Genomic DNA, 12,525 nt, shown 5'->3' on the forward strand with positions numbered 1-12,525 from the left:
AGCAATCTCCCCCTTAATCTACAGCAATGGATCCGACTTCTTTCGTGCGGATGCGAATTGCCTGTTCTACTGGATAAATAAAAATCTTTCCATCTCCGACCTTACCTGTTGCAGCATCACGTAATAAAACCTCCACAATCGCCTCAACTTTGTCGTCATCGATAATCATTTCTAACTTCAATTTTGGTAAAAACTCAATTTCATACGTATTACCACGAAACAAACCTGTATGACCTAATTGACGACCGCAGCCAGCGATTTCAGAAATACTTAAACCAGCGATGCCCACCTTTGCCAGTCCGTCTCGTACAATGCCAAATACTTCTGGCCGAATAATGGCTTCTATTTTTTTCACTCACATCAGCTCCTTGCGTAAATTTAATTTACATACTAAAGTGAGCTGATAAACGACGCAATTGTTTTTTTGAAACTCATGTTATGTTATATTACATGGTATATTTCGTTTTCCGTAATAGTTTGCTAAAAAGCTAAATATTAAGGGAATGAAAGCGGTACTAAAATTTGTGTCTAAATTATGAACGGTTCTAAATTTTCTGACTATTCATGTTAGAAAACCTAACACGTCATAGAAAACGTGTAAAACGCAAGATTTTGGGTATATAGTGTATACTAGGACTAATTATGAAAGTGGAAGAAGGGAATTGCTATGAGATCAAACTATGCTGACGATAGCTTAGCGCTACACACGGACCTATACCAAATTAATATGGCAGAGTCTTATTGGGCTGATGGCATACATAAAAGAAAAGCGGTTTTTGAATTATATTTTAGAAAATTACCATTTGGAAATGGCTATGCCATATTTGCTGGATTGGAACGTATGCTTGAATATTTACGAGACTTTCGTTTTAGTGAATCCGATATCGCTTATTTGCGCGAAGAAGTTGGATATAAAGAAGATTTCATTGACTACTTAAAAAATATTCGTTTTACAGGGAATATGTATTCGATGGCGGAAGGGGAGCTCGTTTTTGCAAATGAGCCAATTGTACGTATTGAAGCGCCGTTAGTTGAAGCCCAACTTATCGAGACAGCGCTGTTAAATATTGTGAACTACCAAACGCTAATTGCGACAAAAGCAAGTCGTATTAAGCAAATCGTAAAAGATGAAATGGCGATGGAATTTGGTACACGTCGTGCGCATGAAATGGATGCGGCTATTTGGGGAACACGTGCAGCCTTTATAGGAGGATTTGCTTCCACGAGCAATGTTCGTGCGGGGAAACTATTTAACATACCGGTAGCAGGTACGCATGCTCACGCCCTTGTTCAAGCTTATAAAAATGATTACGATGCCTTCCACGCTTATGCTAAACGTCATCGCAATTGTGTGTTTTTAGTGGACACATATAACACTTTGAAATCAGGTGTGCCAACAGCTATAAAAGTAGCAAAAGAACTAGGGGACAAAATTAATTTTATTGGTATTCGTCTAGATAGCGGGGACATTGCTTTCTTGTCTAAAGAGGCGCGTCGTATGTTAGATGAAGCAGGCTTCCCAAATGCTAAAATTGTCGTTTCCAATGATTTAGACGAATACACAATTTTAAACTTAAAGGCTCAAGGTGCCCGCGTAGATATGTGGGGCATTGGCACAAAGGTTATTACGGCTTATGATCAACCTGCACTAGGAGCTGTCTATAAAATGGTGGCAATTGAAGATGAACATGGCCAGTTACAGGATACAATTAAAATTTCCGCAAATGCTGAAAAGGTATCAACACCTGGCTTGAAAAATGTTTATCGCATTATCGACCGGAAAAATGGGAAATCAGAAGGTGACTACATTACGATGCACGATGAAGATCCACAATCTGAAGAGCGCATAAAAATGTTCCATCCTGTGCATACATTTGTATCGAAGTTCGTGACGAATTTCGAAGCGAAAAACTTACATCAGCATGTTATTAATAATGGCGAAGTGATTTACCAAAATCCAACGTTGGTAGAAATGCAAAAGTATGCCGCTGAAAATTTAGAACTGTTATGGGATGAATATAAGCGTGCCATGAATCCGGAAGAATATCCGGTCGATTTAAGCCAGAAATGTTGGGATAATAAAATGCGCAATATTGAAGAAGTTCGAGATATGGTTAATCGAATTGTCAAAGGGTAAGGAGTGGGAATGTTATGACATTACAACAGCAAATCATTAAAGAATTACGCGTTTTGCCAATGATTGATGTACAACAAGAAATTCGTAAATCCATTGATTTTTTAAAGGCATATGCGCAACGATATAGCTTTCTAAAAGGCTTTGTGCTAGGGATTTCGGGTGGACAAGATTCCACGTTAACAGGCAAATTAGCGCAACTGGCTGTGGATGAGTTGAATGCAGAAGCGGGCGAGGACAAATATTCATTTTGGGCAGTGCGTTTGCCATATGGTGTTCAAAAGGATGAACAGGACTGTCAGGATGCTATTGATTTCATACAGCCAACCCATACCTACACAGTGAATATTAAAGAGGCGGTCGATGCGAGTGTCCGTGCTTTAGAAAATGCTGGAGTTCCACTTAGTGATTTTGTCAAAGGGAACGAAAAAGCACGTGAGCGCATGAAAGTGCAATTTTCGATTGCTGCTATGAATAGTGCAGTTGTTTTAGGAACCGACCATGCAGCTGAGGCGATTACAGGTTTTTATACAAAGTTTGGTGATGGTGGGGCAGATTTAATGCCTATCTTCCGTCTCAATAAGGGTCAGGGGAAACAGCTATTAGCGGCGCTTGATTGCCCTGAACATCTATATTTGAAAGTGCCAACTGCGGACTTAGAGGAAGATCGTCCATCCTTACCTGACGAAGTAGCACTTGGTTTAACGTATGAGCAGATTGATGATTATTTAGAAGGCAAGGCAATACCAGAGGATGCTCGTGAAACACTCGAGCAACATTATTTACGTTCTCAACATAAACGCCATATGCCTATTACAATTTTTGATGATTTTTGGAAATAAAGCTTGTGAGAATAGAGTTGTTCAAAAATTAATTTGAATAATTCTATTCTTTTTCGTATTTTTGGTTCTGTTTGCTTAAATATCTGCATATAATGTCGATATAAATACCTATAAAGAGTGCAAATTGTAAAGGGGGGTAACTAAAAATGAGGACTTCTAGCGTAAGTGCGATGACCAGCAGTACATTTCGTAATGAACAACAGTATTTACATGCTGGTGATCTTAGTCATAACTTTAGCCATAATGCACAGCAGCAATTTCAAAAGAGTTTGCAAAAAAATAAAGATAAAAAGCGCTCAACCATTAAGAGGAAAAAGCAACAACAACATCACAATAAATTAGAGGCTACCTTTGTTAATAGTGAAGGTGATGTGCAAATTCATAATGAATTAACGGAAACAGCCGGAAAATTAAGTCGCCTTAGTAAGCTAAAGAAGCGTCACAATAGTTACCGAACTTCCATATAGCCTAATAATCCCTCCCTCTATACCAATTTTGGTATAGAGGGTTTTTGCTGTTGCGACAATTCGATTTTTTTAGTTCATAGCAATTCCAGCGCATTTACTGAAGATTTTAAAGCATCACGCGTCAGTATTTTTGGTTAAAAAAATTAAATTTGTAACTTTTTTGTAAGCGAAACGTTATACTACTTTATAGGCTTGTGCCCGGCAAAGCAACAAAGTAAGTTTTGTGAGAGTGCGTGTAATGGCACATTAATTGTGTTACGAAACAGTTTTCGATATGCTTAAACTAAATTATTGTGCAATTCAAACAATTTGCTGGCGAAATTGGGAGGGGTTATTGTTTTATGAATTTACAAATACAAATGGTCTTAGAAAATATAGAAAAAGTTATGATTGGTAAAAGAGATGTGGCGGAACTTAGCATCGTAGCGTTGCTTGCTAACGGTCATGTATTATTGGAGGATGTGCCGGGTGTTGGGAAGACAATGATGGTGCGTGCCCTTGCCAAATCATTTGATGCTCAATTTAAACGTATTCAATTTACACCGGATTTACTGCCATCAGATGTTGTCGGGGTTTCGATTTATAATCCGAAAACTATGGAATTTGAGTTTCGTCCAGGGCCGATTATGGGCGATGTAGTATTGGCCGATGAAATTAATCGAACATCACCTAAAACACAATCTGCATTACTGGAGGCGATGGAGGAAGCATCTGTCACTGTCGATGGTAATACACTTAAAATTAGCGAGCCATTTTTCGTAATGGCTACGCAAAATCCTATCGAACACGAAGGAACGTATCCTTTACCAGAAGCACAGCTTGATCGCTTTTTGCTAAAAATCAAAATGGGTTATCCAACTAGAGGGCAAGAAGTGGAAATTTTACGCCGCGCTGAACATGGTAAATCTATCGAAAAAATTGAGGCTGTACTGTCGATTGGGCAGTTAATTGAATTGCAAAAGCTAGTACAAGGGGTTTATGTAGAAGACTCTGTGAAAAATTATATGGTCGAGCTAGCTGCTCAAACGCGTGAGAATAACTATGTGTATTTAGGGGTTAGTCCGCGTGCAACAATTGCTTTGATGAAAGCATCCCAGGCGTATGCGTTTATGAAAGGGCGTAGTTATGTAATCCCAGACGATGTCCAACATTTAGCACCATATGTTTTTAGTCACCGTTTAGTATTGAAGCCGGATGCGCGCTATGATGATGTTAGTGCGGAAGAAATAATTGAGCGGATTATCGCGAAAACACCTGTGCCGACAAAGAGGTTTGCAGAGCAATGAAGAAGTGGCGAGCCCTTTTTGAGAAAAGTAAACATTTTCTATTAGTGAGCTTTCTGATGCTTTTAACGTTTTGCTATGCGATGTTTCAAGGCGGTTTTGTTAGCTGGTTTGTATTTTTTACAGTGAGTCCATTTTTATTGTATGCCTTTATTTTTCAACTCGTTAGGGAGAGCATCTACATAGTAGAACGGAAAATTGAACCTTCTCGTATTGAAAGTGGACAATCCGTTAACGTAACGATAAACGTCGAACGAAAAACGCGTTTTCCCTTTGCTTATATGCTTGTGGAGGAACTTGTTGGTAGTACGATGCTAGTGCAGTCAAAGATACAAGAAAAAGATGCAATAAAATTTGTAGGTTTTAAAAAGACTTTTACTTGGCGTTATACACTAGAAAACTTGCCGCGTGGTGAGCATCGTTATTTAGGAGCTAGTATAATCTTCTATGATTTTTTCGGATGGGCAAAAAAACGCATTGTGGTAGAAAAAGAACAGATTGTTCTCGTCTATCCAAAAGTGCATGATATGAAATACGCTACATTACAAGCGAAATTAGATGTTGGGTCTATGATGTCTCCATACTCAATTGTTAAAGATACATCGATGGCCGTTGGTTTACGTGAATATGTACCGGGAGATCGCTTTTCCTGGATTCATTGGAAGTCTTTTGCGAAAACGCAATCTCTTCAGTCAAAAGAATTTGAAGATCGTCAATCTCAGGAATTGCTGTTAATGCTGGATGAGGGAGCTTCCTCGTTGTTTGAGGAGAAAATAGAGCTGGTTGCGTCTATGCTTAAAGCTATCGTACAAGGTCGTGGAGATATTTCTTTTGTATCCACTGGGGCTAAAACAAAAGTGTTTACTGCCATTCAAGGAGAAAAGCAACTGGATCGAGTAATGCAACATTTGGCGAGTGTAAAACCTGTTGAGCAGGCTGATTTCCAATTACGTGATCAACAAGTTTTCCAGCGTGTTGCAACCCTTTTATATGTTACGAGTGATATTTCAGATGACTTATTACATACTCTAGGCAATTCGGTGAAAAGCTGTATTTGTTTTGTAGTAACGCAACAGACACAAGCGGTTTCAGATGTCATGAAGCGTTATAAACATATTCAAGTTGTCTATGTAGACCCGACAAATTATTACCATTTGTTCACGGAGGTGATGAAGCCGTGAAAAAATCATTAGAGAATTTTATGGAGTTGGCCTTCGCGTATATCATTATTTTCTTTATTTTACGTGAATGGCTAGAGCCGGTAATGCAATTAACGAACACAGGTGTAGGTTATTTGTTTTTAATTTTTATCGGCCTATCATTAGCGCTAAGTTTGTTTAAAGTTCCACCGGCATTATCAGGACTTGTGAAATTAGGTTACATTACGTGGTTTGTAATATTTGTTTATAGCGAAAACCCTTTCTTTTCAGGTCACACCCTACCGTTTTTAACGAATGAAGTGACGTGGAACATGGTAAATATTTTTTCTGGGAATTTTGGACAAGTATCGGATCCGTTTAGAACTGTCTTGTTTTTAGTGTTGATTTGGATGTTAATTTATTTAATACATCATTGGATTACAGTGCACCATAATATTTTCTATTTCTTCGCATTAACCGTATTTTTCATCGCAACACTCGATACTTTTAGTGAGTATAACGGGAAAGCGGCTATTGTGAAAGTAGTAGTACTTGGTTTGATGATGACAGGTGTCCTTTTTATAAAACGTTTAAGGCTTCAAGTAGATGTTCCAAGTGACATTTTTAAAAAGTGGAAAATAATACTACCGATGCTTATTTCGGTGGCACTTGTTAGTATGGTGGCGTTCTTTTTACCGAAAACAGGACCTACTTGGGCTGATCCAGTGCCGTTTATTAAAGGCGTTACAGGACAAAATGGTGTAGGGGATGGCAAAAAAACAGTTGGTTACAGTGAAGATGATAGTAGGTTAGGTGGGCCTTACAACGGTGATAATACATTAATTTTCACTACAAAATCCCGTGATCGCCACTACTGGCGTATCGATATAAAAGATACGTATACATCAAAAGGCTGGGTATTATCGAATGAATTTATGGGAGAAGCGGTTTTTGAAAATGATACCCCGATTCAAACGTCTTTGCAGGTAGGATCGCGAGAAAATGAACGCCAAATTGAGTTGGATTTTGCTATTCCGATGCCATTTTTAATTCAAACGTATGGCATGCTGTCTGTATCGGCAAAGGAACCAACCTTATATATTCAAGATGCACAGACGGAAAAAATTGTAACGAAACAACAAAGTGGCTCGAATCAATTACTGTCTAGCTATACATTAATCTACAGTGAACCGAATTATAGCTTGCAAGAACTTCAAATGTCAGAGCCAGTTATGTTAGAAACGTTAGATTCTTCGTTTGATCGATTTTTACAATTACCGAATACATTGCCTAAACGAGTGCAAGATTTAACGATTGATATAACGCGCGACAAAGCATCGGTGTATGAAAAAATAAAGGCGGTAGAGGGATATTTTTCAAAAGGGAACTATCGATATGATAAATCAGCGGCTGCTTACCCTGCTGAACAACAAGACTATGTAGATCAATTTTTATTTGATACGAAAGTAGGCTATTGTGATAACTTCTCTACTTCGATGGTTGTTATGCTTCGTTCCATTGGTATTCCTGCCCGCTGGGTCAAAGGATTTGCACCAGGGAATGCAGGGCCTTTATCGGATGGCTATCGCGAATATCAGATTACAAATAATAATGCCCACTCATGGGTAGAGGCCTATGTACCTGGGACGGGGTGGATAGAGTTTGAGCCTACTATCGGATTTTCAGGTGCGGTTAATATCAATTATGATGTAAAAAATGACACACCTAAGCAAGAAGATGTATTACAGCCACAAGAAAAACCTGAGCAACAGCCAAAGAAAGAACAAACGGCTAAAAACTCAAGTGCTACTTCAACATTTAGTTTGGATAGTGTATGGACATGGTTGAAGTCTTTAAAATATGTATGGCTAGCAATCCTTGCTTTGCTAATCATTCTTGCTGTGACGTTATTTGTTCAACGGAAGACTTGGATTCCTAAAATGCAGGTGCGCGTCTATCGTAAAAAAGAGGCGGATTGGACAAATTTTGAAACTTCCTATCAGGCATTAACGAAACAATTAGTCCGTATTGGCCTCAGTCGAAAACGTGGCGAGACATTACGGGCATTTGCAGAGCGGGTAGATGCAGCGTTAGAGACTGAAGAGATGCAGAAGTTAACGGCGGTATACGAGCACTATATTTATAGCAATAATGGGCAAGATGTTGACTTTGTGAAACTGCGGGAAAGTTGGGAATATTTAATCAATCGCACAATCAGTTGATTTTAACGGGCACAAAGAGTAAAATGAAAAAAATTATATATGATTAGGATGGCTTTCATATAAGTTCGAAAATAGGGTTCGGATGTTTCTACGAAATCACCGTAAATGATTTCTCTATGAAGGTGAATGTTTTGGTTAGGTGAGATTTTTTTATAGATCACTTTTCTTTGTTACGCATTCCCCTTTATATATCAAGAGCTTATGGACGCGTAGGAAGTTTTTTTACTTTCATACGCGTTTTTCTTTGAACATATGAAAAAGTCCTTTAATAATACAAGAAGAGGTGGAAATATTGTCAGCAAGCCCTTTATTAAAAGAGCAAGAAAAAATCGTCGTTCTAGACTTCGGTAGCCAATTTAACCAATTAATCACACGTCGTATCCGTGAATTCGGTGTCTTCAGTGAGTTACATCCACATACGATTACAGCAGAAGAAATTAAAGACATGAACGCAGCAGGAATCATCTTCTCAGGCGGTCCTAACTCTGTTTATGATGAAAATGCATTCCATGTAGATCCAGCTATTTTTGAATTAGGTTTACCAATCCTAGGTATTTGCTATGGTATGCAATTAATGGCTCATACGCAAGGTGGTAAAGTTGAAGGCGCTGAAACTCGTGAATACGGTAAAGCGGAAATTCAAGTGACGGCTGCAAATAAATTATTCGGTGAATTACCAACAGAACAAATCGTTTGGATGAGCCATGGTGACCACGTTACAGAAGTACCTGCTGGTTTTGAAATCATCGCAACAAGTGCTTCTTGCCCAATCGCTGCAATGGCAAATGTAGAACGTAAATTATATGCAGTACAATTCCACCCGGAAGTTCGTCACTCTGTATACGGTAATGATTTACTACGTCAATTCGTATTCGATATTTGTGGCGCTAAAGGCGATTGGTCAATGGCGAACTTTATCGAGATTGAAATTGCTAAAATTCGTGAAATTGTTGGCGATAAAAAAGTATTATGTGCACTTTCAGGCGGAGTAGACTCTTCTGTTGTTGCAGTACTTATTCACAAAGCAATTGGTGATCAACTGACTTGTATGTTCGTAGACCACAACTTAAACCGTAAAGGTGAAGTTGAGCAGGTTATGAAAACTTTCACAGAAGATTTCGATATGAACTTAATTAAAATCGATGCACGTCAACGTTTCATGGATAAACTTGCAGGTGTATCTGATCCAGAGAAAAAACGTAAAATTATCGGTAACGAATTTATTTACGTATTCGATGAAGAAGCTTCAAAACTAGAAGGTATGGATTTCCTTGCACAAGGTACGCTATACACTGATATTATTGAATCTGGTACATCTACTGCTCAAACAATTAAATCACATCACAATGTAGGCGGTCTTCCAGAAGACATGCAGTTCACATTAATTGAGCCGTTAAAAACATTATTTAAAGACGAAGTGCGTGCTCTTGGTTTAGAACTTGGTCTTGATGAAAAAATCGTTTGGCGTCAACCATTCCCAGGTCCTGGCCTAGGTATCCGTGTACTTGGTGAAGTAACAGAAGAAAAACTTGAAATTGTTCGTGAATCTGATTTCATCTTACGTGAAGAAATCGCAAAAGCTGGTCTTGACCGCGACATCTGGCAATACTTCACGGTATTACCTGATATTCGTTCAGTAGGCGTAATGGGCGATGCTCGTACGTACGACTATGCTATCGGTATCCGTGCTGTAACGTCTATCGACGGTATGACTTCTGACTGGGCACGTATTCCTTGGGATGTGCTAGAGAAAATCTCTGTACGTCTAGTAAACGAAGTAAAACACGTTAACCGTGTGCTGTATGATATTACTTCTAAGCCACCAGCAACAATTGAGTGGGAATAGGAATACGAAGAATTAACTAACAACAACTAAATTGAACTCTCTTTTAGCTATTTTAAGCAAATAGCTAAAAGGGGGTTTTTATTTTGCATTTAAAATAAATTTGCAATTCGAAAGATAAATTTGCTGTTTTGCAGACGTTTTGTAAAGTTTGCGCTACAACACTGCGGTATACTTCAGCAAATAAGGTATAATATAATGCTGAATAGAATTTCTTTCGGGACAAAAAAGTAGGTGAACAACGTGGGTAAATATCAACTAGATACGAAAGGTAAAGTAGCTGTGGCAAAGTATCATGAAAAAAACAAACCTGCCAAATTTGATAAAAAGCAGCAACTTGAAAAAATACGTACAGAGTATATGAAAAAGAAGCAAGAACAAGTGGATAAATAATGTTTTTAAAACATAGGGGACTATACTCTCCTATGTTTTTCTTGTATTTTTGCTATAGTGACGGAGATGAAAGTCGTTCCTTTTTCTTTGTTTTTCCGTTATTTTCCGAAAATCTTAACATTGTTTTCATATTTTACACGAACTTTCGTATTTTTTTTATAAGAAATGTTCGGAAATGGGCTTGAAATCTAAAAAACGAAATGATATATTACGAATGTAAAGTAAATAAGTCGTCGTATAATGTCGGGAATATGGCCCGTGAGTTTCTACCAAGTTACCGTAAATAACTTGACTACGATTTAGTTTTTATACAGCACAGATGTATAATAACTAATTTATTTCACACATTATCCGTGATGAAATGCATCGTAGACATGCGACTAGTAGAATAGTCAGCGTGTCTTTTTTGTTTTCGATATTGAGGACGACAATACGGAGGATTTTTTAACAATGAAAAAATATTTCATGTTCGATGAATTAGGTACTAATTATCGCCGCGAAATAATCGGTGGTATTACAACATTCCTTGCAATGGCATACATTTTAGCAGTAAACCCAGGGATTCTGGAAAGTGCGGGCATGGATAAAGGTGCTGTATTCGTAGCAACAGCATTAGCAGCAGCGGTTGGTTCTTTGATTATGGGTATTTTCGCTAAATTCCCAATCTCTTTAGCGCCAGGTATGGGCTTAAATGCATTCTTTGCCTTCACAGTAGTAGGGACGTATGGTATCCCTTGGCAAACAGGCTTAACGGGTGTATTCTTCTCAGGGATTATTTTTATTATCCTTTCACTAACTGGGATTCGTGAAACAGTTATTAACGCCATTCCAGCACAACTTAAATATGCAGTATCAGCTGGTATTGGTTTATTTATTACATTTGTAGGGTTACAAGGTGCGGGCATCGTAGTAGCTAGTCCATCAACTTTAGTAACATTAGGCGAATTTACAGGTTCAACATTATTAGCAGTGTTCGGCATTATCATTTCGATTATCCTAATTCTTAAATTCCGCAGCATCGGTATTTTCTTAGGGATGGTTATTACGGCAATCGTTGGTATGATTACAGGTGTGATTACTCCGCCTGGAGCAGTTGTTTCAGCAATTCCGAGTGTAGATTCAACATTTATGGTAGCAATTAAACCGATTTTCAATGACTTTTATTCTTTGTTAAACGTTAAGTTTTTAGTAGTAGTATTAACATTCTTATTCGTTGACTTTTTCGATACAGCAGGTACATTAATGGCTGTAGCAACACAAGCGGGTTTAGTTAAAGACGATAAATTACCACGTGCTAGCCGTGCGTTAATGGCAGATGCATTAGCTACTACAATTGGTTCATTATTTGGTACTTCAACTACAACTGCTTATGTGGAGTCTACTTCTGGTGTAGCGGCAGGCGCCCGATCAGGTTTTGCTGCAGTGGTAACGGCTATATTATTTATATTCGCACTGTTCTTCTCACCATTACTTGCAGTTGTTACTTCAGCAGTAACAGCACCAGCACTTGTTATCGTAGGTGTTTTAATGGTGTCGTCACTACGTTTGATTGAGTGGGATAAATTCGAAATAGCAGTTCCAGCGTTCTTTACAGTTTTAATGATGCCTCTAGGTTATTCAATCGCAACGGGTATCGCAATTGGTTTCGTATTCTACCCTGTAACAATGCTTTTAGCAGGTCGTAAAAAAGAAATTCACCCAATGATGTACGGATTATTCTTTGTCTTCCTTGCATATTTTATCTGGGTTCGATAATAGAAAGTATAGAAAGTGCCGCTTAGTGAAAACTGAGCGGCACTTTTTTATTTTAAAATTGTTTGCGTGCCTGGCACCAATGTAAGTAGTAGCCTCGATGACTGCTTACAATTTGCAGTGGAATTCAGAATTGTATGAGTGCCAGGCACTTTGTATTACTATAGAAGAAACTACTATCTATATATTAACTGAATAGTTTTATTTCAATTAAACACTTGCAAACTAAAATGGGAGATGATATATTTAAACACGTTGTTACGAAACATGCGAACAACATACTGAAAGAAATTAATAGTTGACATCATATTGAATGTATGTTAAATTATAAAAAGTTACTTAACAAGTAGCTGACAAATGAACCTTGAAAACTGAACAAGCAAAACGTAATCAATATAGTTTCTGAGCTAACTTCGGTTAGCGAACGAAACAAAAATTTTGGACATCAAA

Annotated in this window: 10 protein-coding genes and 2 riboswitches; of the genes, 9 read left to right on the top strand and 1 reads right to left on the bottom strand. The window is 38.1% G+C overall.

Annotation, left to right across the window (positions count from 1 at the left end; translation table 11 throughout):
* Positions 1-13 precede the first annotated feature (13 nt).
* The gene (locus ACIQXI_RS21205; RefSeq protein WP_402928402.1) at positions 14-355 is read right to left on the bottom strand and encodes a P-II family nitrogen regulator; all 342 of its coding nucleotides are present in this window, start codon (positions 353-355) and stop codon (positions 14-16) included.
* 312 nt (positions 356-667) lie between these two features.
* Between ACIQXI_RS21205 and ACIQXI_RS21210 the strand changes: the two genes are divergently transcribed.
* The 9 genes from ACIQXI_RS21210 to ACIQXI_RS21250 all read left to right on the top strand — a co-directional run bounded on the left by ACIQXI_RS21210 (position 668) and on the right by ACIQXI_RS21250 (position 12,078).
* Complete coding sequence (locus ACIQXI_RS21210) at positions 668-2,137, top strand: nicotinate phosphoribosyltransferase (protein ID WP_402928404.1); 1,470 nt, start codon at positions 668-670, stop codon at positions 2,135-2,137.
* 14 nt (positions 2,138-2,151) lie between these two features.
* Positions 2,152-2,976, top strand: a complete 825-nt coding sequence (gene nadE / locus ACIQXI_RS21215; protein WP_402928405.1) for an ammonia-dependent NAD(+) synthetase — start codon at positions 2,152-2,154, stop codon at positions 2,974-2,976.
* Positions 2,977-3,122: 146 nt separating this feature from the next.
* The gene (locus ACIQXI_RS21220; protein ID WP_402928406.1) at positions 3,123-3,443 is read left to right on the top strand and encodes an NAD synthetase; all 321 of its coding nucleotides are present in this window, start codon (positions 3,123-3,125) and stop codon (positions 3,441-3,443) included.
* 341 nt (positions 3,444-3,784) lie between these two features.
* Entirely contained in the window at positions 3,785-4,729 is a 945-nt protein-coding gene (locus tag ACIQXI_RS21225; RefSeq protein WP_402928408.1) for an AAA family ATPase, read from the top strand.
* Entirely contained in the window at positions 4,726-5,907 is a 1,182-nt protein-coding gene (locus ACIQXI_RS21230) for a DUF58 domain-containing protein (protein ID WP_402928410.1), read from the top strand. Before ACIQXI_RS21225 ends, ACIQXI_RS21230 begins: the two co-directional genes overlap by 4 nt.
* On the top strand, positions 5,904-8,087 hold the full coding sequence (locus ACIQXI_RS21235) for a DUF4129 domain-containing transglutaminase family protein (RefSeq protein WP_402928412.1): 2,184 nt from the start codon (positions 5,904-5,906) through the stop codon (positions 8,085-8,087). The genes ACIQXI_RS21230 and ACIQXI_RS21235 overlap by 4 nt, the downstream gene beginning before the upstream one ends.
* A 35-nt stretch (positions 8,088-8,122) precedes the next feature.
* Positions 8,123-8,224, top strand: a riboswitch (purine riboswitch).
* A 155-nt stretch (positions 8,225-8,379) separates the two neighbouring features.
* Positions 8,380-9,933, top strand: a complete 1,554-nt coding sequence (gene guaA, locus ACIQXI_RS21240; protein WP_402928413.1) for a glutamine-hydrolyzing GMP synthase — start codon at positions 8,380-8,382, stop codon at positions 9,931-9,933.
* Between the two features lie 240 nt (positions 9,934-10,173).
* On the top strand, positions 10,174-10,323 hold the full coding sequence (locus tag ACIQXI_RS21245) for a hypothetical protein (protein ID WP_402928415.1): 150 nt from the start codon (positions 10,174-10,176) through the stop codon (positions 10,321-10,323).
* 213 nt (positions 10,324-10,536) lie between these two features.
* Positions 10,537-10,638, top strand: a riboswitch (purine riboswitch).
* Between the two features lie 135 nt (positions 10,639-10,773).
* Complete coding sequence (locus ACIQXI_RS21250; protein WP_402928417.1) at positions 10,774-12,078, top strand: NCS2 family permease; 1,305 nt, start codon at positions 10,774-10,776, stop codon at positions 12,076-12,078.
* Positions 12,079-12,525: the final 447 nt, after the last annotated feature.

Source organism: Lysinibacillus sp. NPDC097195 (assembly GCF_044762075.1).
Lineage (GTDB): Bacteria > Bacillota > Bacilli > Bacillales_A > Planococcaceae > Lysinibacillus.

What these genes read in the sequence shown, in the direction of transcription:
- ACIQXI_RS21210 (WP_402928404.1), top strand. Translation starts at nt 668, where the DNA reads ATGAGATCAAACTATGCTGACGATAGCTTAGCGCTACACACGGACCTA.
- nadE (WP_402928405.1), top strand. Translation starts at nt 2,152, where the DNA reads ATGACATTACAACAGCAAATCATTAAAGAATTACGCGTTTTGCCAATG.
- ACIQXI_RS21220 (WP_402928406.1), top strand. Translation starts at nt 3,123, where the DNA reads ATGAGGACTTCTAGCGTAAGTGCGATGACCAGCAGTACATTTCGTAAT.
- ACIQXI_RS21225 (WP_402928408.1), top strand. Translation starts at nt 3,785, where the DNA reads ATGAATTTACAAATACAAATGGTCTTAGAAAATATAGAAAAAGTTATG.
- ACIQXI_RS21230 (WP_402928410.1), top strand. Translation starts at nt 4,726, where the DNA reads ATGAAGAAGTGGCGAGCCCTTTTTGAGAAAAGTAAACATTTTCTATTA.
- ACIQXI_RS21250 (WP_402928417.1), top strand. Translation starts at nt 10,774, where the DNA reads ATGAAAAAATATTTCATGTTCGATGAATTAGGTACTAATTATCGCCGC.